Below are 19,753 nucleotides of genomic sequence, written 5' to 3' on the forward strand. Positions count from 1 at the left end.
ATGAGTGGTTAAAAGTGCCTCCAGCGCTTGTGGAGAAAGCGCTGGTAGCTATCAAATTTGATGTGCTGAATCCGGCGTGGGTTGAAGGCCGTAATAGAAGACCCACGCCGCAAGGAAATAAACCACCGGGTAGGCGGCCACATAGCCCAGCAATGCCAGGTACGCCGACAAACGGTCTTGCGCGGCCAGCAGTGCGTGCACCAGCGCTGCACCCAGCGCGATGGTGTAGCCAAGCAGCACCCCATACGCGGCTATCGTGGCCGCGTGCAGAAGGATGCGCTGCCTGCCCGGCAGCCGCAGCTTGCCCCGCCAGAGCTTGCGGGGGATGTCCACCAGCCGGTGGATGGCAAGGCCGAAGACCAGGGGCAGGAAGAGGGCGGGCAGTAGGAACATGGGGGGCGCTGGGGCGTTCTTCAGCCATCCGATGGGGCCGGGGGCAGTGCTGCGGGGGCCGCACGCTCGCGTGCCAATTGCACCGCACGGTGCAGTTGCGCCTGCAACAGCGCCGTATCGGGGATGTGCGCCAGGTATTCCGCCACGCGGATGTTGGAAGCGCCCAGGTCCATCAGTTCGACCTGCTCCGTGTCCTTGCCCGCGCACAGGATCAGGCCGATGGGCGGCTCCTCACCCGCTGCGCGGTCGTGCTGGTCCAGCCAGCGCAGGTACAGCTCCATCTGGCCCTTGTGCGCGGGCTGGAACTTCTCCAGCTTCAACTCCACCGCCACCAGCCGCCGCAGATGGCGGTGGTAGAAAAGCAGGTCGAGGTAGAAGTCGTCCGCCCCCACGCTGATGCGCTTTTGCCGCGCCACGAAGGTGAAGCCCACGCCCAGCTCCAGCAGGAAGCCCTCCATCTCGCGCAGGATGGCGCCTTCGAGGTCGCGCTCGCTGTAGCCGTGCGGCAGGCCCAGGAAGTCGAGCATGTACGGGTCGCGGAACACGAGGTCGGGCGTCATCTGGCCGCCTTCGCGCAGGTGGCTGATCTCGGCCTGCACGACTTGCTCGGGCTGCCTGGAGATGGCGGTGCGCAGGTACAACTGGCTGGCGATGCGCTCGCGCAGGGTGCGGACGCTCCAGCGCTCGATGCGGCACAGCTCGGCGTAGTACGCGCGCTCCAGGGGCTGCTTGAGGGGCAGGATTTCGATGAAGTGGCTCCAGCTCAATTGTCGCGACAGCGTCGCGACAATTCGTTCGTCGGGAAAAACTTCCGCGAACTTGACCATGCGCGCCAAGTTGCGGGCGCTGAACCCCTGCCCGTAGCTCGGCTGCAATTTTGCCGACAGTGTCGGCAAAATCTCCTCGCCGTAGCTGGCCCGCCCTTCCCGCAGCACTTCCTTGTGGATGCGCTGGCCCACGTACCAATACAGCATGGTTTGCGCGGCATTGGCCGTCTGCGCAACGTGCGTGCGCGCCTGCTCGATCAGGCCGCGCAGTTCGGTCAGCAGGCGGCCCGCGTCGGCGGGTGAATGAAGTGTGGGCTTCATGGCAGCGACCCCTCGGGCGATCGAAGCAGCGCCAGCAGCTCATCGGCCAGCGGCTGCCCCGCCAGCCAGCGGCGAAAGCGCAGCACTTCGTCGATGCGCTCGTCGCCATGGCGCTGCCGCAGGGTGTGCATGCGGGCGGCCAGCAGGCGTTCGTTTTGCAGGCGGCGCTGGCCTGCGTCGGACAGCAGCGTGTCCAGTTGCAGGGCTACGCCCAGTTGCACCAGCGCGGCCCATTCGCCGGGGTCCAGCCACAGGTACTGGCAAGGGATGCAGCGGTCTACGCGGAAGTCCTGCGCGTTGTGCACGGGCAGGCGCTGCATCAGCCGTGTGCAGGCGGGGCAGGCGCGGGCGCGGCCCGTGTCGGCGAGCGGCGCTGCTGCGGGGGCGGCCGCCGTGGGCGTCTGCGGCGCGCGGCTGCGCCAGCGGCGCCAGTCGTCCATTTGCAGCAGCACGGCGCCGCAATCGGGGCAGACGGCGGCGGGCAGCCCCGGTTCCAGCGCCACGGTCTTGAGGGTGGATTGGCTGGCGCAACTGCAATGCAGCGATGGAGGCATGGTCGTGTATCTGGGAGGGTGCTATTGAATCAGGAGCTTCTGGCGCTTGATTCCATTGGGTTTCAAATAGAAAACCACATGAAACCCTTGTATATCAAGCGCTGCCAGCTATCGTTTTATTTGCGAAAGCTCTGCGCCAGTTGCTGCAGCGCCTGCTTCTGGCTGTCCGTCCCGTTCTGCATCACCCGCGCAATCAGGGCCGAAACACTCAGGTTCTGCAACTCCCCCGCCGACTGCCCGGCGGCGCCCAGCACGCCCTTGAGGTCTTCCACCACGTCGCGCTCGCCCGCCAACTGCTCCTTGAACGCCACCTGCAAGGTATCGCTCTTGTTCACCGCCGCGTCGATGCCCTTGCCCACCGACAGCGCGCGCACGAAGCTGTCGAAGTAGTCCCCCTGGCCGCCCACGATGTCGATGCGCGCGTTCTTCAGCGCCACACCCAGCACCTCGGCCTGTTCCTTGGCGATGTGCTGCTGCGCCTCGATCTGCTTCAAGGTTTCGAGGTGCGCGCGCTCCAGGCGCATGCGGTATTCCTCGTGCTCGCGGGTCTCGGTGCTCATGGCCTTCATGGCCTCGAACTTTTCCTTGAGGCCGCGGGCCTCGGCGTTGAACTTCACGTCGATGTTGTGCGCCTCGGCATCGCCCAGCTTGGCGAGCGCTTCGGCATCCACGGTGCGCACCAGCGCCTCGGCCTGGCCGACCTTTTCTTTACCGGCTGCTTCGGCCTCCATGCGGGCGCGCAGGCCCACGGCCTCGGCCTGCGCCTGGGCTTCGATCACCTGCGCCTCGGCGCGGCCGACCTTCTCCTTGCCCGTGGCTTCGGCCTCCATGGTGGCGAGCTTGGCGCTGGCCGTGGCGACCTGCACCTTGGCATCGGCGAGGCCAGGCGCGGCCGTGAGGGCCTCAATGCCCTCGGCCTCGCGCTTCTTGGCTTCGGCCTCGCGCTCGGCCACTTTCAGGCGGGCGTCGGCCAGCACCAGGTCTTCGGCGGCCTTGTGGCGCGCCTTGCGTTCTTGCGCCTCGGCGGCCTTCACTTCCAGGATGACCTTCTCTTCGGCTGACGCTTCCGCGCCAATCACCACGGCCTTGCGCGTGCGGTCGGCCTCGGCCACTTCGCGCACTTCCTTAATGGCTTCTTCCTGCTCGGCCACGGTGCGCTCGACCACGATGCGCTCGCGCACTACGTCGGCGATGGCCTTCTTCTGCACTTCTACCGCCTTGTCCTTCTCGATGCGCTGCAGCGTCACTTCCTTCTCGCGGGCCACCACTTCCAGCTCCTGCGCGCGGGTCACGCGCTCCTGCTCGATGACGACGGCGCGCTTGCGGTTGTTCTCGGCCACTTCCTTCTCGCGCAGCACGTTCTCGTTCTGCACGGCCAGTTGCTGGTCGGATTGCAGGCGGGCCATTTCGGCGCGGGTGTGTTCCTCGGCGCGCACCTTGGCGGTTTCGGCTTCTTCGCGGGCCTTCACGCTGGCGACTTCGCGTGCTTGGCGGGCGGTGGCGTCGGCCTGCTGGCGCTCCAGCTCCAGCAGCGCTTCCTGCGTTTCCACGTTCTTCTTCTTGATCTGCATTTCCTCGTTGCGGCGCAGCTCGTTGGTGACGACGTGCTCCACAGCGGTCAGCTCGGTGATCTTCTTGATGCCCTGCGCGTCCAGGATGTTGTTGGTGTCCAGCTTGGCCAGCGGCGTCTGCTCCAGGTAGTCGATGGCGGCGTCTTCCAGCACGTAGCCCGAGAGGTCGTCGCCGATCTGCTCGATGATCTTGTCGCGGAAGCGGTCGCGCGCCTGGTACAGGTCCACGAAGTCCAGCGCCTTGCCAGCGGTCTTGAGCGCCTCGGAGAACTTGGCGGAGAACAGGTCTTCCAGGATCTCGTGGTTGGACGCGCGTGCGCAGCCGATGCCTTGCGCCACGCGCAGCACGTCGTCGGAGGTCTGGTTCACGCGCACGAAGAACTTCACCTTGATGTCGGCGCGGATGTTGTCCGCGCAGATCAGGCCCTGGTCGCCCGAGCGGTCGATCTCGATGGTCTTGATCGAGATGTCCATCAGCTCGGCCTTGTTGATGATGGGCAGCACCAGCCCGCCGGTGAAGGTGACCTTGGACTCGCCCCGGAAGGGGTTGATGATGAGCGCGTGGCCCTGCTCCACCTTGTGGTAGAAGCGCGCGAACATCGCGAACAGGCCGAAGATGAACACGACGGCGATGCCGGCGAGGACCAGGAAGGTGATGACCGAAGGCGAAAGTTGCATGGCAGACGGCTCGCTAAAAAAAGGGGGAAAAGGCAGAAAAAGAAGTGGTGGGCGCGGCGCTCACGGGTCGAGGGGCTGCACCAGGTAGCGGTGCGTTGTGGCGTCGTATTCGAGGACCAGCGCCTGGCTGCCGCGGCGCAATGTGTTGGGGCTGGGCGCCCAGACGCGGATGTTGATGCCCGCGCCGCGCTGGGCCACTTCGGCGCGGCCCTGCTTTTCGTCCACGATGCCGGTGAGGATGCGGCAGGGCTGGCCCACCAGGTCGGCGCTGTGCAGCCCGTAGCGCGTGGTGAACGCGCCGCGCAGCGGGCGCACCAGGCGCGCGGTGATGACCAGGGACAGCGCCGCGCTGGCCAGCAGCACCGCCAGGCCCGCCGCGACCTGCAGTGGCAGCGTGGGCACCCAGGCCAGCAGCCAGATGCTGGCGAAGGTGGACAGCGTCCAGCCGACCACCACCAGCAGCGAGACGACGATGGAGAACGGCACGCCCGACAGGCCGAACGCCACCACGTAGCTGGCGATGGCGCCGAGGTGGTCGCCCGGCGTGTCGGCGTGCTGGCCGATGTCCAGGTCGATGTCGCTCTCGCCGAAGTCCACCAGGCCGGCGATGGCCAGCAGCCAGTACACCAGCACCACCACCAGCAGCAGGCTGAACACGAAGGTGGGAAAACCCAGGATGACGGAGAGGAATTCGCGCATGTGTGTTTCGTTTTGTGTGGCGAACGGGGGGCGGGAAGGGATGGGCGATCAGGCCTTTTTCTTGCGCCGCGCGGGCGGGCCGAGGGATGGCGGCGGTGGCGCGGTGAACGCCATCAGCTCGCGTGTGGCCGCTTCCTTGATGCCCAGGCGGTCGTCGGGCGCCAGGCCGTAGCGCGCGGCGAGCTGTGTGTAGTCCGACTCGTCCAGCGTGACCGTGAGGCGCGGGCGCAGCGGGCGCGCGGCCACGGGCAGGCCCAGCACCTTGCGGATCTGCGTGGAGGTGGAGACGTTCTCGTGGAAGGCGGCGATGCGGATGGCCTCCATCACCGCCTGCTCCACGTCGAATGCCACCTGCACGGCGCGCAGGGCGCTTTCGGTGCCCTGCCAGCGGGCGGGCTTCTCTCCGGGGGCGGTCTTGCGCGGCGGCGGGGTCATGGCGCGGTTCCGGAAGGTCAGCCGTTGTTGGCCGGGCCGCCGCTGGTGCGGCGCGCGCGCAGCCGGGCCATCACGGCGGCGGCGCGGCTCTTGTCGCTGTCGCCAATGCCGGCGGCGGCCAGCTCGTGCTCCAGCGCCTGGTGGCCGAATTCCTTGTCCAGCGTTTCGGCGGCGGCCATGCGGTCGGCCAGGTCCTCGTGGCGCTTCTTGATGCGCTCCAGCGACTCGCGCGCGCTGGTCAGGCGCGAACCCGTGGCGCCCATGCTGTCGGAGATGCTCTGCGTGGCGCGGTACACGCTCTCGGTGGTCTTGGCGATGCCGATCTCGCGCTCGTGCTCGCGCACGCGCGCCTCGGCCGCGCGGATCAGGTCCTTGAGCTTGCCCACCTGCACGGCGAAGCCGGCGTGCGCGGCGGTCTGCGCCTGCAGCTCGCCCTCCAGCGCGGCCACCTTCTCGGCCACCTTCTCGGCCAGGCCCTCCTCGGCCTTGTCCAGCGCCTGCATCGCCATGTCCTCGTGGCGGCGGATCTCGCCCTGGATGCGCTCGATGTCGCGCGCCGTCTGCATCTCCTTGGCCATCACGGCGGTGAGTTCGGTCTTGGCCTCGGCGATGCTGTGGCGGGCATCGACGATCTCCTGCTCGTAGATGCGCGTGGCGTTGTTGTCCACCACGCTCTGGCCCAGTTCGCGCGCGCTGCCGCGCAGCAGGGTGACGAGTTTCTTGATGACGGTCATGTTCGGCTCCTGGTGGGGTTAGTGCAGGTAATCGGCCAGCGCGTCGAGCGCATCGAGCGCGTTGTCGCTCAGGACGGCGACTTCATGGGCCACGTCCTCGGCGCGGGCGCCGCGCGCCAGCGCGCCGGTGAGCATGTAGCGGCCATCGACGCGGCCGAAGGACGACAGCGGCACGGAAGGGTTCAGGTCCAGCAGCGCCTCGTGCAGCGCGGCGCGGCGCGCGGGCTGCACGTCGGCCTCGGTCCAGAGGTAGCACAGGCAGATGACCTGGTTGTCGGAGCAGGTCACGAAGATGGGCAGCTCCTCGCGCCCCTCGATGCTGACCTGGATCACGGGCACCTCGCCCGTGATGGGTTGCAATTGCACGGCCGCGCCGCCCATCAGGGCCGACAGCAGCGTGTCCAGGTGACTGAGCTGGCGAAGCAACGCGGTCATGTGAACCCCTCCGTTTGTGCTGGTGAGTGATGGCCCCAGTGTCGAAGGCCTGACATTTCATGTCAAGCGCTTTTCGACATGAAATGTCACGAAATGCATGCCGGACGGGCCGGTATAATTTGCCGCTTTCCGAGGAGCGTTGCAGCGCCCCCAGCACGGCGGGGCGCGAGGCTCGGAATCCCACTTCTGCAACGACGCTCGCCCACGCTGGTCTTGTGCGGTGAGTTCCTTTTTCCCTCTGCCAAGGCGCGTGGTTTTTCCTACTTTCTTGAAGGACGACACCATGAGTGCTGCAACCCCCGCCGATACCGCCATCGCCGACATTTCCCTGGCCGCCTGGGGCCGCAAGGAAATCGCCATCGCCGAGACCGAGATGTCCGGCCTGATGGCCATCCGCGAGGAGTTCGCCGCCAGCCAGCCCCTGAAGGGCGCGCGCATCACCGGCTCGCTGCACATGACCATCCAGACGGCCGTGCTGATCGAGACGCTGAAAGCCCTGGGCGCCGACGTGCGCTGGGCCTCGTGCAACATCTTCTCCACGCAGGACCATGCCGCCGCCGCTATCGCCGCCGGCGGCACGCCGGTGTTCGCCATCAAGGGCGAGTCGCTGCAGGACTACTGGGACTACACGCACCGCATCTTCGAGTTCGGAAACAAGGGCCCGAACATGATCCTGGACGACGGCGGCGATGCCACGCTGCTGATGCACCTGGGCCAGCGCGCCGAGAAGGACGCCTCGGTGCTCGCCAACCCCGGCAGCGAGGAAGAGCGCATCCTGTTCGCCGCCATCCAGGCCAAGCTCGCGCACGACGCCACCTGGTACACGCGCATGAGCGCCGAGATCATCGGCGTGACCGAGGAGACCACCACCGGCGTGCACCGCCTGAACGAGATGAGCGCCAAGGGCACGCTGCTGTTCCGCGCCATCAACGTCAACGACTCCGTCACCAAGAGCAAGTTCGACAACCTCTACGGCTGCCGCGAGTCGCTGGTGGACGGCATCAAGCGCGCCACCGACGTGATGATCGCGGGCAAGGTGGCCCTGGTGGCCGGCTACGGCGACGTGGGCAAGGGCTGCGCCCAGGCCCTGGCCGCCCTGCGCGCCCAGGTGTGGGTGACCGAGATCGACCCCATCAACGCGCTGCAGGCCGCGATGGAAGGCTTCAAGGTCGTGACCATGGAGTACGCCGCCGACAAGGCTGACATCTTCGTGACCACCACCGGCAACAAGGACGTGATCCGCCACGAGCACATGGTGGCGATGAAGAACGAATCCATCGTCTGCAACATCGGCCACTTCGACAACGAGATCGACGTGGCGTCGATCGAAAAGTACCAGTGGGAAGAGGTCAAGCCCCAGGTGGACCATGTGATCTTCCCCGATGGCAAGCGCATCACCCTGCTGGCCAAGGGCCGCCTGGTCAACCTCGGCTGCGCCACCGGCCACCCGAGCTTCGTGATGAGCAGCAGCTTCGCCAACCAGACCATCGCGCAGATCGAGCTGTTCACCAAGCAGGGCGACTACCAGGCCGGCAAGGTCTACGTGCTGCCCAAGGTGCTCGACGAAAAGGTCGCGCGCCTGCACCTGAAGAAGGTCGGCGCCCAGCTCACCGAGCTGACCGACGCGCAGGCCGCCTACATCGGCGTGAAGAAGGAAGGCCCGTACAAGGCCGACACCTACCGCTACTGAGCTTCAAAAACCATAGCTGCCAGCGCTTGCCTGTAGCCACTTCCGGCATGAAAAGTTCCTGAATATGGCTGTGGGCAAGCGCAACCAGCTATCAAAACGAGAGAGGACAGCGCCATGCGCGCCGATGTTTTTCTGGTGGAAGGCGGCCATGCCGCGACCCGCTCCCAGGCCCAGCGCCTGATCGCCGCCGGCGTGCAGTGGCGCCTGGCGCCCACGCTGCCGTGGAACGCCGTGGCCAAGAACGGCGATGAGATTCCCGCTGGCGCCGAGGTGCAATTGCTCGACGCCGCCGAGGCCAAGTACCTCTCGCGCGGCGGCCTCAAGCTCGAAGGCGCGCTGGCCGCGGCCGGCCTGCGCGTGGACGGCCTGTGCTGCCTCGACGTGGGCCAGAGCACGGGCGGCTTCACCGACTGCCTGCTCGCGCACGGCGCGGCCCAGGTGGTGGGTGTGGACGTGGGCCAGGGCCAACTGCACGAGCGCCTGCGCGGCGACGCGCGCGTGATCGGCGTGGAAGGGCTGAACGCCCGCCACATGACGCCCGAGGCCCTGCGCGAAGCCTGCGAGGAAGCGCTGTGCGAGCGCATCGAGGCCGAGCCCGAGGACAACGACACCCAGCCCGTGGCGCCCTACGCCTGGATGCGCAACGGCGGCGTGGTCGATGAAGCCTACGACGACAGCGACGACGCCAAGGAGCACGACGTCGAAGCCTTCAAGGCCGAGCGCGCCGCCAAGGCCCAGGCGCGCGCCGCCGGCCACGTGGCCACCGTGCGCCAGCGCCGCGCCGGGCGCGAGGGCGTGGCCATTCCCGCCGCGTTCGACCTGGTCACGGGCGACCTGTCCTTCATCTCGCTCACGCTGGTGCTGCCCGCGCTGGTGCCGCTGCTGGCGCCGCAGGGCCAACTGCTGCTGCTGGCCAAGCCGCAGTTCGAGCTGCAGCCGGGCCAGGTGGGCAAGGGCGGCATCGTGCGCGACGCCGCGCTGTTCCCCGTGGTCGAGCAGCGCCTGCGCGACTGCTGCGCGCAGCTGGGCCTGCAGGTGCTGGGCTGGCACGGCAGCGCCATCGAAGGCGGCGACGGCAACCGCGAGTTCTTCATTCACGCCAGGAGGTCGGCATGAGCCTGCCCATCAGTTTCGAATTCTTCCCGCCCAAGACGCCCGAGGGCGCCGAGAAGCTGCGCGCCGTGCGCCAGCAGCTGTACGCGCTGCGCCCGCAGTTCTGCTCCGTCACCTATGGCGCGGGCGGCTCCACGCAGGAGGGCACGTTTGCCACCGTGCGCGCCATCCTGGCCGAAGGCGCGGACGCCGCGTCGCATTTCTCGTGCATCGGCGCCACGCGCGCCAGCGTGCGCGCGCAGCTCGCCGAGCTCAAGGCCATGGGCGTCAAGCGCCTGGTGGCGCTGCGCGGCGACCTGCCCAGCGGCTACGGCATGGGCGGCGAGTTCCAGTACGCCAGCGACCTGGTGGCCTTCATCCGCGCCGAGACTGGGCGCGACTTCCATATCGAAGTGGCGGCCTACCCCGAAGTGCACCCGCAGGCGCGCTCGCCCGAGGCCGACCTGCAGGCCTTCGCCGCCAAGGTGCGCGCGGGGGCCGATTCGGCCATCACCCAGTACTTCTTCAACGCCGACGCCTACAGCCGCTTCGTCGAGGACGCGCGCCGCCTGGGGCTCGACGTGCCCGTGGTGCCGGGCATCATGCCCATCATGGGTTCGACCCAGCTGATGCGCTTTTCCGACGCCTGCGGCGCCGAGATCCCGCGCTGGATCCGCCTGCGCCTGCAGGGCTTTGGCGATGACACGGCCAGCATCCGCGCCTTCGGCATGGACGTGGTGGCGCAGCTGTGCGAGCAACTGCGCCGCGCCGGCGCGCCGGGCCTGCACTTCTACACCATGAACCAGAGCGCGGCCACCCAGGCGCTGTGCCAGCGCCTCGGGCTGATTGGGTAATATCGCGCGTCTTTTTTTCCGCATTGCCGTGTTGCCGCCATGAAAGCCGTACGGATCGTCGCCTTGCTTGCCTTGTCCCTGTCGGGCGCATTTGCCGCCGCGTCCGCATCGGCCCAGTACTACGGGCGCGGCTACACCCCGCCGCCCGAGGAGCCGCCGCACGTGCAGTTCATGGGCGGGCGCTGCCGCGACCTGTACAACGCCCTGCGCGCCCGCACCCTGCCGTCGTCGCACGAGGTCGTGGAAGGCATGCGGCGCGAGTACCGCCGCGATTGCGAGGAAGAAGAGCAGGATGCCCGCCAGCGCTACTACGACCAGCGCAACGATGCGCGCCGCGCCAGGTACGACGACCGGCGCGACGCGCGCCGGCAGGCCGATGCGCAGTACAAGGAGCAGCGCGCCGGTGTGCTGGCCAGCCGCCAGGAAACGGAAGTCGGGCGCCAGCAGAATGCCGAGCAATCGGCCCAGTGCGCGGAGTCCTACCGCATCCTGGCGGCCAAGAAGGCGCGCACGGACCTGTCGGCGGGTGAAATGAATGATCTGCGGCGTTTTGAAGACAACGTGGCTGCGCGCTGCCGCCGCTGATGCGCGGGGCGCGCGCCGGCGCTGGGGCGTGCGCGCCGCCGTCCTGGCATGGCTGGCCTGCGGCGCCATCGCCACCGGCGGCGCCTGGGCCAGCGAGGGGCTCAACCCCAAGAGCGAGGATTTCGCGCCCTTCGTCCTGACGGTGCCGGGCGAGGCCATGCTGCTCGATCCCCCCGGCGCCGTGGCGCCCGAGGACGAGGAGGCGCCGGAACTGCCCGCGGGCAACCCCTACGAGCTGCGCGAAACCGAGCGCGGCGGGGCCTCCTGGTATGGCGCGCGCTTTCACCGCCGCCGCACGGCCAGCGGCGAGCGCTTCGACATGCGCGCCTTGACGGCGGCGCACCGTACCTTGCCCTTCGGCACCCGCGTGTGCGTGCGCAGCCTGCTCACGGGGCGCGCCGTGGAGGTGCGCATCAACGACCGGGGCCCCTTCCATCCCGGGCGCGTGATCGACCTGAGCATGGCCGCGGCAGAGAAGCTGGGCAGCAAGGGCCTGGGCATCAAGCAGGTCTCGCTCGCCACCATGGACGATGCCGCCGACCTGTGCCAGGACGGCCCTCCGCCGGAGCCGGAAGAGGACGCCGAGGCGGACGGGGATTAGCCCGCGGCTTCGAGGCTGTGGGCGGCGTGGCGGTCCTGCGCCAGCAACTGCTGCAGCTGCGGCAGGGCCTCCTTCAGCGCGCCGTGCAGGGTGTAGGGCGGGTTGATGAGGAACATGCCGCTGGCGGGCAGGCCCGGGCGCTTCTCCGCCAGCGGTGCCGTCTTGCCGGACTTGACCGTCAGCGTGGCGTGCAGCCAGCCCTTGCCGGCCTTGGTGGCCAGCTGCTTGAGGCGGCGTGGCAGGTCGTGGGCTTCCTGGCGCGCGATGATCGGGTACCAGACGGCGTAGGTGCCGGTGGCGAAGCGCCGCAGCGCGTCGTCCACCATGTCCACCACGCGGCCATAGTCGCTCTTGATTTCATAGCTGGGATCGCACAGCACCAAGGCCCTGCGGGCCGGTGGCGGCAGGAATTTCTTCAGGCCCTCGAAGCCGTCCTCGAGCAGGATGGCCACCTGGCGCCCGGCCTCGAGCTGCGCCACGTTGCCCGCGAGCAGGCGGTGGTCCGTGGGGTGCAGTTCGAACAGCTTGAGCCGGTCGTGGCCGCGCAGCAGGCGCTGGGCGATGAAGGGCGAGCCGGGGTAGATTTTCGTGCTGGCGGGCGAGGCATTGAACGAGCGCACCAGATCGACATAGTCCTGCAGCGCGGGTGCCAGGCCGGGCGCCTGCGCCAGGCGCAGGAAGCCGTCCGCCGCCTCGCCGCTGGCGTGCGCGTAGTCGCCGTCGAGCCGGTACAGCCCCGCGCCCGCGTGGGTGTCCAGCACGGTGAGCGCCGCGTCTTTTTGTATCAAATGTTGCAAAACTGCAACCAGAACCGTGTGTTTGAGCACGTCGGCATGGTTGCCTGCATGGAAGGCGTGGCGATAACTGAACATGGGCCTATGGTAGCGGCGCCGGGTAGGCCACAATCTATGCCGCGCCGCAGCATCCTGCGCCTTTGCCTCTGCCGTATCGATGACAGCTTCCCTTGCCGCCGCCCCTGCCGTCAGCGTTGACCATGTCGACGCCTTGCCCGTGGGTGCGCGCCTGGGGGAGTTCGAGATCCTGGCTCTGCTGGGCGTGGGCGGGTTCGGCATGGTCTACAAGGCGTTCGACCACTCGCTGCACCGCCATGTCGCCATCAAGGAGTACATGCCCGCGGCGCTGGCCGCGCGCGCGCAGGGGCAGCAGCTGTCGGTGCGCACCTCCACCGATCTGCAGACGTTCCAGGCCGGGCTCGCCTCGTTCGTCGAGGAGGCGCGGCTGCTGGCGCAGTTCGACCATCCGTCGCTGGTCAAGGTGTTCCGTTTCTGGGAGGCCAACAACACCGCCTACATGGTGATGCCGCTGTACCAGGGCATGACCCTGAAGCAGGCGCGCGCCTTCATGCGCAAGCCGCCGCCCGAGGCCTGGCTGCGCAAGCTGCTCTGGGCCGTGCTGGACGCGCTGCGGGTGCTGCACGAGAACGACACGCTGCACCGCGACATCTCGCCCGACAACATCTTCCTGCAGGATGCCGGGCCCCCGGTGCTGCTCGATCTGGGCGCTGCGCGCCACGCGATCTCGGCGCCCGAGGCACAGCTCACGGCGATCCTCAAGGTCAATTACGCGCCCATCGAGCAATACACCCAGGAAAGCGGCGAGGCGCCGCTGCCCCAGGGGCCGTGGAGCGACCTGTACGCCCTGGCGGCCGTGGTGCATGGCTGCATCTGCAACGACACGCCGCTGCCCGCCACGCTGCGCGCCATCCGCGACCGGATGGTGCGTTTCGCGCGCGTTGCCAGGACCGTGAAGCGCCAGTTCGGCGTGGAATATTCCGACGCCTTCGTGGCTGCCATCTCCCAGGCGCTCGAAGTGCAGCCCGAGAAGCGCCCGCAGAGCATCGACGCCTTCCTGGCGCGCATGGAAATGCCGGGACCGCCCGAGGGGCAGGCGCATTTCGACTGGAAGGCCGAGCTGGGCTCCGCCTGGGAGCCCTCGCCGGAGTCGGCGCAGGAGGCCGCGGCCGATGCCGACCTGCCCACCCGGCTCATGGAGCCCCGCGCGGGCGAGGCTGCGGTCGATCTGGATTTCGGCGCCATGGACCGTGCCGTGGTGTCGCCCGTGGAGTCCGGCGGCCATGGCGATACGGTCTTCGTGGCGGAAACCGTGCCCGCGCCGCGTCCGCGCATCGCGGCGCAGCGCTCGCGTGCCCGGCGTCAGGTCTGGGGCGCGGTGGCCGTGGCCGGCCTGGCCCTGGCCGGGTGGTGGGGTTTGCGGCCCATGGCCGCCGTGTCGCCGGATGGGCTCGTCGCGGAGGCGGCCAAACCGGCCGGACTGCCCGGCCGGGCGGCTGAGATGCCGATTCCTGCGGCGTCTGATCCCGTCGAGGAGATCATCGAGGAGTACGAGCCGGCTCCCGCCCCCGTGGCCATTCCCGCGCCGGCTGCACGCCAGGCGCCGCACCGCAGTGCTGCGCGGCCTGCGGCCGCTGCGCCGGTGCCGGTGCCGGTGCCTCAGCCTGCGCCGGCACCCGAGACGCCAGCGCCGGTGCCCGCTCCGGCGCCGAAGCCGGCTGCGCCGCCGCGCGGCCCCGAGGAGGCCTGCGCCGACGCCAACTTCCTGACCCGGCCCATGTGCATCCACAACGAATGCCAGAAACCGGCGCTGGCCAGCCACCCCGTGTGCGTCGAGGCGCGGCGCCGCTACGAGGCCGATGCCCGCCGCCAAAGCATGAGCCCTTGAGGGTCTGCCTGGCTTTTCGTATAATGGCGGGCTTCGCAGCGTTTTCATAGGGTCCCGCGGCGAAGCTTCGAACCCACCTAAGAGGCTCCCGCAAGAGGAGCACCGACCGTGGAAAAGGGCCTTCCCTCCCTCTCAACCAAGAGAAAACCATGACTACTTTCAGCGCAAAGCCCGCTGAGGTCGTGCATGAGTGGTTTGTGATTGACGCCACCGACAAGGTGCTCGGCCGGGTCGCCAGCGAAGTGGCCCTGCGTCTGCGCGGAAAACACAAAGCCATCTACACGCCTCACGTCGACACCGGTGACTTCATCGTCGTCGTCAACGCCTCCAAGCTCAAGGTGACCGGCACCAAGTCCCTGGACAAGGTGTACTACCGTCACTCCGGCTATCCCGGCGGCATCACGGCCACGAACTTTCGCGACCTGCAAGCCAAGCATCCCGGCCGTGCGCTGGAGAAGGCCGTCAAGGGCATGCTGCCCAAGGGCCCCCTCGGCTACGCCATGATCAAGAAACTCAAGGTGTACGGCGGTGCAGAGCATCCCCACACCGCACAGCAGCCCAAGGCGCTGGAAATCTAAGGAGTCTTGAGATGATTGGTGAATGGAACAATGGCACCGGCCGTCGCAAGTCCAGCGTCGCCCGCGTGTTTCTGAAGAAAGGCTCCGGCAAGATCACTGTGAATGGCAAGGACATTCAGCAGTATTTCGGCCGCGAGACCTCCATCATGATCGCCAAGCAGCCGCTCGTGCTGACCAACCATGTCGAGACCTTCGACATCCAGGTCAACGTGCACGGCGGCGGTGAATCCGGCCAGGCCGGTGCCACCCGCCACGGCATCACCCGCGCCCTGATCGACTACGACGCGACCCTCAAGCCCACGCTGAGCGCCGCCGGCTTCGTGACCCGCGATGCCCGTGAAGTCGAGCGTAAGAAGGTCGGCTTGCACTCCGCCCGCCGCGCCAAGCAGTTCTCCAAGCGCTGATCCGCGCGAGTTGTCTGCGACAAAGCCACCTTCGGGTGGCTTTGTCTTTTGTTGGGGCATGGAAAGCCCCCATCGGCATGACCGGCAAGGCTGGCCCTGCCTGAATTCCCGAGCGGATTGCAGTAGCATTTCCGCAATCTAGAAAACCGGAGAGATCCATGAGCGCCGTCGCCGAAAACGTCACTACCGATATGCCCGCCCCCATCCATTTCACCGACAGCGCCGCGGCCAAGGTGGCGGATCTGATCGCCGAGGAGGGCAACCCCGACCTGAAGCTGCGCGTGTTCGTGCAGGGCGGCGGCTGCTCGGGCTTCCAGTACGGCTTCACGTTCGACGAAATCACCAACGACGACGACACGACCATGACCAAGAACGGCGTGTCGCTGCTCATCGACGCCATGAGCTACCAGTACCTCGTGGGCGCCGAGATCGACTACAAGGAAGATCTGCAAGGCGCGCAGTTCGTCATCAAGAACCCCAATGCCGAGACCACCTGCGGCTGCGGCTCAAGCTTCTCGGTCTGACCACGGCCCCTGGCATTCCAGGCCGCAGCGTGCCGCCCCGCCAGGGCGGCTTTTTTTTGAGGTCACGCCCACCCATGCCCACCGGAATCGAGCGTTCCCGCATGCCCCTGCTGTGGCTCGTGGCCGTGGGCTTCTTCATGCAGACGCTGGACGCCACCATCGTCAACACGGCGCTGCCCGCCATGGCGCAGAGCCTGGGCGAGAGTCCGCTGCGCATGCAGTCGGTGGTGGTGGCGTATTCGCTGGCCATGGCCATGCTGATCCCCGCATCGGGGTGGATGGCCGACCGCTTCGGGCCGCGCCGCGTCTACCTGGGGGCCATCAGCGCCTTCGTGCTCGGCTCGGTCCTGTGCGCCCTGTCGCCGCGCCTGGACCTGCTGGTGGCCGCGCGGGTGCTGCAGGGCTGGGGCGGGGCCCTGCTGCTGCCGGTCGGTCGCCTGGTGGTGCTGCGCACTTTCCCGCGCGACCAGTTCCTGCACGCCATGGGCTTCGTGACCATTCCCGGCCTGGTCGGGCCGCTCATCGGCCCGACGCTGGGCGGCTGGCTGGTCGAGACGGCGTCCTGGCACTGGATCTTTCTCATCAACGTCCCCGTCGGGCTGGCCGGCTGCATGGCCACGCTGCGCTTCATGCCGAAAGTGCAGGGCGCCGCCGCGGGCCGCTTCGATGCCGCGGGCTACGGCCTGCTGGCCTTTGGCATGGTCGCGCTGTCCCTGGGGCTCGACGGCCTGTCCAGCCTGGGCATGGGGCAGGCGGCGGTGCTGCTGCTCATGGTGTTCGGCCTGGCCAGCCTGGCCGCCTACTGGCTGCACGCGGCGCGCGTGCCGCAGCCGCTGTTTTCACCCCGGCTGTTCGCGCAGCCGTCGCTGCGCATCGGGCTGCTGGGCAACCTGTTCGCGCGGCTGGGCAGCGGCAGCATGCCGTTCCTGATTCCCTTGCTGCTGCAGGTGAGCATGGGCTACTCGCCGCTGCAGGCCGGCCTGATGATGCTGCCCGTGGCCGTGGCCGGCATGGGGGCCAAGCCGCTGGCCACGTGGCTCATCACCCGCCTGGGCTACCGCCGCGTGCTGGTGGGCAACACCCTGGCGGTGGGGGTTGTGATGGCCAGTTTCGCCCTCACGTCGCCAGCGCATCCGCTGGCGTTGCGCGTGGCCCAGCTGGCGTTGTTCGGCGCGGTGAATTCGCTGCAATTCACGGCCATGAACACGGTCACCCTGAAGGACCTGGCCCCCGGCATGGCCAGCAGCGGCAACAGCCTGCTTTCGATGGTGCAGATGCTGGCCATGGGCATGGGCGTGGCGGCGGCCGGGGCGGTGCTGGGGGCCTTCACGGCGCTGTGGGGCGGTGCGCCGGGGCAGACGCTGCCGGCCTTCCATGCCACCTTCGCCTGCATGGGGCTGATGACCATGGCGGCGGCGGGCATCTTCGCCCAGCTCTCGCCCGACCTGCCTGCCGATGAAGGGGCTCAGGCGGGGTAGATGGCGCCCAGGATGCGCGGGCCGGCGGCGCCTGTGACGCGCGGCAGGTTGCCGGGCAGGCCGTCCATGCAGCGCTGCGCCAGCCAGGCGAACGCCGCCGCTTCCACCTGCAGGGGCGGCAGGCCATGCCGCGCCGACGACTCCACGGCCCAGCCGGGCAGCAGCGCCGCCAGGCGCCGCATCAGGTGGCCGTTGTGCGCGCCGCCGCCGCAGACGATCAGTAGTTTGCTCTCGTTTCCGTAGCTGGTGGCGCTTGCTGCACAAGCGCTGGAGGTCAATTCGGCCAATGTCGCCTGCACGTCCGCAGGGTCCGCCGCGGGCGCGGCGTGGAGCCGTTGCTGCAGCCATTCGGGGTGGAACAGGTCGCGCCCGGTGCTCTTGGGCGGCGGCAGCGCCAGGAACGGCTCCGCCTGGAGCGCCTGCAGCAGCGCGGGCAGCACCTGCCCGCTGGCGGCCCAGGCGCCGTCGTCGTCGTAGGGGCGGCCCAGGTGCTGCTGGCACCAGTGGTCCATCAGGGCATTGCCGGGGCCGCAGTCGAAGCCCAGCACCGAGCCGTCCGCGCCCAGTACGCTCAGGTTGGCGATGCCGCCCACGTTGAGCACGCAGGCCGTGCGGCCCGGCTGGCCGAACAGGCCCCAGTGGAACGCCGGCACCAGCGGCGCGCCCTGGCCGCCCGCCGCCACGTCGCGGCTGCGGAAGTCGGCCACGGTGGTGATGCCGGTGCGTTCCGCCAGCAGGGCGGGGTTGTTGAGCTGCAGCGTGTAGCCCGTGCCGTCAAAGGCCTGCGGGCGGTGGCGCACCGTCTGCCCGTGGGCGCCGATGGCACGCACGGCCTGGGCCGGGACGCCGGTTTGCTGCAGCAGGGCTTGCACGGCCTGGGCGTAGCATCTGGCCAGCGCATTGGCCGCCAGGGCGGCGCGGTGCAGTTCGTCGGCTCCCGTGCTGTTGAGGGCCAGCAGTTCGGCGCGCAGCGGCGCCGCGAAAGGCAGCGCCACGTGGCCGAGCACGCGCCCGGGGGGCGTGGCGAAGTCGGCCAGCACGGCGTCCACGCCATCGAGCGAAGTGCCCGACATCAGGCCGATGTAGAGCGCGCTCACGGCGGCAGGGTCAGTTCGCGCTGGCTTGCTGCAGGGTGTCAGCGGCGGCAAGCTGGCTGCGCATCATGGCGGCCAGGCGCTCGAATGCGGGGCGCGCCGCGGCGGAGACCGGCGCCGCGGCCTCGCTCTGGCGGGCGATGGTCATCGGGTCCTGCTGCTGGCCGTTCACGCGGAACTCGAAGTGCAGGTGCGGCCCAGTGGCCCAGCCCGTGGCGCCGACGGCGCCCAGGGTGTCGCCCTGCGTGACCGGCTGGCCCTTGTGCACGTCCATGCGGCTGAGGTGGGCGTACACCGTTTCGTGGCCGTTGCCGTGCTTCACGAACACCACGTTGCCGTAGCCGTTCTGCACGCCCGCGAATTCGACCACGCCGTCGCCCACCGTGCGCACCGGCGTGCCCGTGGGCGCGGCGAAGTCCGTGCCCAGGTGGGCGCGCCAGGATTTCTGGATCGGGTGGAAGCGCATGGCGAAGCCGCTGGAGATGCGCGTGAACGCCACGGGCGAGCTGAGGTAGGCGCGCGCCATGCTCTGGCCATCGGGCAGGTAGTAGGCGCCCCGGGCCTTGGGCGACTCCTGGAACCAGACGGCTTGGTGTGTCTTGCCGTTGTTGCGGAACTCGGCGCTGAGCACGCGGCCGCTGCGCAGCGGCTCGCCGTCGGCCTCCAGTGTTTCGTAGACGACCGAGAAGCGGTCGTCCTTGCGCAGCGCGCGGCGGAAGTCGATGTTGCCCGAGAAGATGTCGGCGAGCTGCGTGGCCACGCCGTCGGGGATGTTGGCCTCGTCGGTGGCGGCGAACAGCGAGCTGCGGATCACGCCGCCCGCCAGGCGGCTGCCCAACTGCAGCGGGGCGGTGTCGATGCGCGAGCCCCAGGCGCCGTCCGCGCCGCGCTCGATCACCAGGCGCTTGAAGTTGCCGCTGTCGTCGTGGGCCCAGCGCGCGGTGAGGCGGATCAGGCGGTGGTCGTCGGTGGCCTCGGCCTTGACCTGGCGGTTGGTGCGGCCCAGCAGCTGCTGGCGCGCCAGGCCGTCGGTGCGCAGGAACGCCGCCGCGCTGGGGTCGGCCACGCCCATGCGCTGCAGCAGGGATTCGGCGGTGTCGCTGGCGCGCACCAGGTCCGAGCGGTACAGCGCGTAGCTGGGCATGCCGTCGGACAGCGCGGCCAGGGTCTGGCCCTCGGCCAGCGAGGCGACGGGGTACTGCACGGTGCTGACCGGCAGGTCGGCCGGATCGGGGCCGAGCGAGGCCACGGCGAAGGCGCCGCCGCCTCCGGTGAGGAGCACGGTGGCGATGGCGGCGGTGATGCGGCGGGGGTGCTGCTGGGCGGCGCGGGCGATCCGTTCGAGCAAAGCCTTACTGGCGGTGGTCAAGCCGTTGGTCAAAGTCGTTCCCCAGGGCGTGAATGCACGTTCAGGCAAAGCCGGCGCCCGGCTGTGGGGCGCGGTGCCTGAGTGTGCGGAACAATCCGGAAATGCAAGCCTTCGACGGAGCCGAAGTGGCGGGCCTACTAGAATCCGCCTTTTGCAAAATGTGGCCCGGAGTATAGCGGCGCTCGCTTGCCGGACAT

Annotated in this window: 21 protein-coding genes and 1 riboswitch; of the genes, 10 read left to right on the top strand and 11 right to left on the bottom strand. The window is 68.7% G+C overall.

The genetic code is table 11. The annotated features are described in order from the left end of the window. Positions 1-51: 51 nt before the first annotated feature. From YS110_17500 to YS110_17535, 8 genes are all read right to left on the bottom strand, one after another. Positions 52-393 (bottom strand): hypothetical protein, encoded by a 342-nt coding sequence (locus YS110_17500; GenBank protein UJB66422.1) that lies wholly within the window; start codon positions 391-393, stop codon positions 52-54. Between the two features lie 20 nt (positions 394-413). Next, positions 414-1,481, bottom strand: coding sequence for a DUF1016 domain-containing protein (locus YS110_17505; protein ID UJB66423.1), 1,068 nt, complete (start codon positions 1,479-1,481; stop codon positions 414-416). Next, complete coding sequence (locus tag YS110_17510) at positions 1,478-2,035, bottom strand: hypothetical protein (protein UJB66424.1); 558 nt, start codon at positions 2,033-2,035, stop codon at positions 1,478-1,480. The genes YS110_17505 and YS110_17510 overlap by 4 nt, the downstream gene beginning before the upstream one ends. Before the next feature lie 116 nt (positions 2,036-2,151). Continuing rightward, positions 2,152-4,284 carry a hypothetical protein gene (locus tag YS110_17515; protein UJB66425.1) on the bottom strand — a complete coding sequence of 711 codons (2,133 nt, stop codon included), beginning with the start codon at positions 4,282-4,284 and terminating at the stop codon, positions 2,152-2,154. 60 nt (positions 4,285-4,344) lie between these two features. After that, positions 4,345-4,983 (bottom strand): ubiquinone biosynthesis protein, encoded by a 639-nt coding sequence (locus YS110_17520; protein ID UJB66426.1) that lies wholly within the window; start codon positions 4,981-4,983, stop codon positions 4,345-4,347. A gap of 48 nt (positions 4,984-5,031) precedes the next feature. Further along, positions 5,032-5,418: a hypothetical protein gene (locus YS110_17525; protein UJB66427.1), complete on the bottom strand. Its 387-nt coding sequence runs from the start codon at positions 5,416-5,418 to the stop codon at positions 5,032-5,034. Positions 5,419-5,435: 17 nt separating this feature from the next. After that, a complete protein-coding gene (locus YS110_17530; GenBank protein UJB66428.1) occupies positions 5,436-6,152 on the bottom strand; it encodes a PspA/IM30 family protein in 717 nt (238 codons plus the stop codon). Between the two features lie 18 nt (positions 6,153-6,170). Further along, a complete protein-coding gene (locus tag YS110_17535; protein ID UJB66429.1) occupies positions 6,171-6,587 on the bottom strand; it encodes a DUF2170 family protein in 417 nt (138 codons plus the stop codon). 125 nt (positions 6,588-6,712) lie between these two features. Beyond that, positions 6,713-6,794, top strand: a riboswitch (S-adenosyl-L-homocysteine riboswitch). Positions 6,795-6,870: 76 nt separating this feature from the next. Here YS110_17535 and YS110_17540 point away from each other — a divergent pair. From YS110_17540 to YS110_17560, 5 genes are all read left to right on the top strand, one after another. Next, positions 6,871-8,277, top strand: a complete 1,407-nt coding sequence (locus YS110_17540; GenBank protein ID UJB66430.1) for an adenosylhomocysteinase — start codon at positions 6,871-6,873, stop codon at positions 8,275-8,277. A 114-nt stretch (positions 8,278-8,391) separates the two neighbouring features. Continuing rightward, entirely contained in the window at positions 8,392-9,393 is a 1,002-nt protein-coding gene (locus YS110_17545; GenBank protein ID UJB66431.1) for a TlyA family RNA methyltransferase, read from the top strand. Beyond that, positions 9,390-10,223: a methylenetetrahydrofolate reductase [NAD(P)H] gene (gene metF, locus YS110_17550; GenBank protein ID UJB66432.1), complete on the top strand. Its 834-nt coding sequence runs from the start codon at positions 9,390-9,392 to the stop codon at positions 10,221-10,223. The genes YS110_17545 and metF overlap by 4 nt, the downstream gene beginning before the upstream one ends. Before the next feature lie 39 nt (positions 10,224-10,262). Then, positions 10,263-10,808, top strand: a complete 546-nt coding sequence (locus YS110_17555; GenBank protein UJB66433.1) for a hypothetical protein — start codon at positions 10,263-10,265, stop codon at positions 10,806-10,808. 157 nt (positions 10,809-10,965) lie between these two features. Next, the gene (locus YS110_17560) at positions 10,966-11,409 is read left to right on the top strand and encodes a septal ring lytic transglycosylase RlpA family protein (GenBank protein ID UJB67504.1); all 444 of its coding nucleotides are present in this window, start codon (positions 10,966-10,968) and stop codon (positions 11,407-11,409) included. Here the strand turns inward: YS110_17560 and YS110_17565 are convergent. After that, positions 11,406-12,281 carry a 23S rRNA (adenine(2030)-N(6))-methyltransferase RlmJ gene (locus YS110_17565; protein UJB66434.1) on the bottom strand — a complete coding sequence of 292 codons (876 nt, stop codon included), beginning with the start codon at positions 12,279-12,281 and terminating at the stop codon, positions 11,406-11,408. The genes YS110_17560 and YS110_17565 overlap by 4 nt on opposite strands. A 79-nt stretch (positions 12,282-12,360) precedes the next feature. Between YS110_17565 and YS110_17570 the strand changes: the two genes are divergently transcribed. The 5 genes from YS110_17570 (at position 12,361) to mdtD (ending at position 17,093) form a co-directional block, all read left to right on the top strand. Continuing rightward, positions 12,361-14,109, top strand: a complete 1,749-nt coding sequence (locus YS110_17570; protein UJB66435.1) for a serine/threonine protein kinase — start codon at positions 12,361-12,363, stop codon at positions 14,107-14,109. Positions 14,110-14,258: 149 nt separating this feature from the next. Further along, on the top strand, positions 14,259-14,687 hold the full coding sequence (rplM, locus tag YS110_17575) for a 50S ribosomal protein L13 (protein ID UJB66436.1): 429 nt from the start codon (positions 14,259-14,261) through the stop codon (positions 14,685-14,687). Between the two features lie 11 nt (positions 14,688-14,698). After that, on the top strand, positions 14,699-15,091 hold the full coding sequence (rpsI, locus tag YS110_17580; protein UJB66437.1) for a 30S ribosomal protein S9: 393 nt from the start codon (positions 14,699-14,701) through the stop codon (positions 15,089-15,091). A 158-nt stretch (positions 15,092-15,249) separates the two neighbouring features. After that, positions 15,250-15,615, top strand: coding sequence for an iron-sulfur cluster insertion protein ErpA (erpA, locus tag YS110_17585; protein ID UJB66438.1), 366 nt, complete (start codon positions 15,250-15,252; stop codon positions 15,613-15,615). Positions 15,616-15,689: 74 nt separating this feature from the next. Continuing rightward, complete coding sequence (gene mdtD, locus YS110_17590) at positions 15,690-17,093, top strand: multidrug transporter subunit MdtD (GenBank protein ID UJB66439.1); 1,404 nt, start codon at positions 15,690-15,692, stop codon at positions 17,091-17,093. Here mdtD and YS110_17595 read toward each other — a convergent pair. Both YS110_17595 and YS110_17600 read right to left on the bottom strand, forming a co-directional pair. Continuing rightward, on the bottom strand, positions 17,081-18,190 hold the full coding sequence (locus YS110_17595; protein ID UJB66440.1) for an anhydro-N-acetylmuramic acid kinase: 1,110 nt from the start codon (positions 18,188-18,190) through the stop codon (positions 17,081-17,083). The two genes, mdtD and YS110_17595, sit on opposite strands and share 13 nt — an antisense overlap. Positions 18,191-18,200: 10 nt before the next feature. After that, positions 18,201-19,568, bottom strand: a complete 1,368-nt coding sequence (locus YS110_17600; protein ID UJB66441.1) for a M23 family metallopeptidase — start codon at positions 19,566-19,568, stop codon at positions 18,201-18,203. Positions 19,569-19,753 lie beyond the last annotated feature (185 nt).

This window comes from Acidovorax sp. YS12 (assembly GCA_021496925.1).
Lineage (GTDB): Bacteria > Pseudomonadota > Gammaproteobacteria > Burkholderiales > Burkholderiaceae_C > Paenacidovorax.

What these genes read in the sequence shown, in the direction of transcription:
- mdtD (UJB66439.1), top strand. Translation starts at nt 15,690, where the DNA reads ATGCCCACCGGAATCGAGCGTTCCCGCATGCCCCTGCTGTGGCTCGTG.
- metF (UJB66432.1), top strand. Translation starts at nt 9,390, where the DNA reads ATGAGCCTGCCCATCAGTTTCGAATTCTTCCCGCCCAAGACGCCCGAG.
- YS110_17505 (UJB66423.1), bottom strand. Translation starts at nt 1,481, where the DNA reads ATGAAGCCCACACTTCATTCACCCGCCGACGCGGGCCGCCTGCTGACC.
- YS110_17560 (UJB67504.1), top strand. Translation starts at nt 10,966, where the DNA reads ATGCTGCTCGATCCCCCCGGCGCCGTGGCGCCCGAGGACGAGGAGGCG.
- YS110_17545 (UJB66431.1), top strand. Translation starts at nt 8,392, where the DNA reads ATGCGCGCCGATGTTTTTCTGGTGGAAGGCGGCCATGCCGCGACCCGC.
- YS110_17555 (UJB66433.1), top strand. Translation starts at nt 10,263, where the DNA reads ATGAAAGCCGTACGGATCGTCGCCTTGCTTGCCTTGTCCCTGTCGGGC.
- YS110_17535 (UJB66429.1), bottom strand. Translation starts at nt 6,587, where the DNA reads ATGACCGCGTTGCTTCGCCAGCTCAGTCACCTGGACACGCTGCTGTCG.
- YS110_17570 (UJB66435.1), top strand. Translation starts at nt 12,361, where the DNA reads ATGACAGCTTCCCTTGCCGCCGCCCCTGCCGTCAGCGTTGACCATGTC.
- rpsI (UJB66437.1), top strand. Translation starts at nt 14,699, where the DNA reads ATGATTGGTGAATGGAACAATGGCACCGGCCGTCGCAAGTCCAGCGTC.
- YS110_17540 (UJB66430.1), top strand. Translation starts at nt 6,871, where the DNA reads ATGAGTGCTGCAACCCCCGCCGATACCGCCATCGCCGACATTTCCCTG.
- YS110_17525 (UJB66427.1), bottom strand. Translation starts at nt 5,418, where the DNA reads ATGACCCCGCCGCCGCGCAAGACCGCCCCCGGAGAGAAGCCCGCCCGC.
- erpA (UJB66438.1), top strand. Translation starts at nt 15,250, where the DNA reads ATGAGCGCCGTCGCCGAAAACGTCACTACCGATATGCCCGCCCCCATC.
- YS110_17500 (UJB66422.1), bottom strand. Translation starts at nt 393, where the DNA reads ATGTTCCTACTGCCCGCCCTCTTCCTGCCCCTGGTCTTCGGCCTTGCC.
- YS110_17565 (UJB66434.1), bottom strand. Translation starts at nt 12,281, where the DNA reads ATGTTCAGTTATCGCCACGCCTTCCATGCAGGCAACCATGCCGACGTG.
- YS110_17515 (UJB66425.1), bottom strand. Translation starts at nt 4,284, where the DNA reads ATGCAACTTTCGCCTTCGGTCATCACCTTCCTGGTCCTCGCCGGCATC.
- rplM (UJB66436.1), top strand. Translation starts at nt 14,259, where the DNA reads ATGACTACTTTCAGCGCAAAGCCCGCTGAGGTCGTGCATGAGTGGTTT.
- YS110_17510 (UJB66424.1), bottom strand. Translation starts at nt 2,035, where the DNA reads ATGCCTCCATCGCTGCATTGCAGTTGCGCCAGCCAATCCACCCTCAAG.
- YS110_17520 (UJB66426.1), bottom strand. Translation starts at nt 4,983, where the DNA reads ATGCGCGAATTCCTCTCCGTCATCCTGGGTTTTCCCACCTTCGTGTTC.
- YS110_17530 (UJB66428.1), bottom strand. Translation starts at nt 6,152, where the DNA reads ATGACCGTCATCAAGAAACTCGTCACCCTGCTGCGCGGCAGCGCGCGC.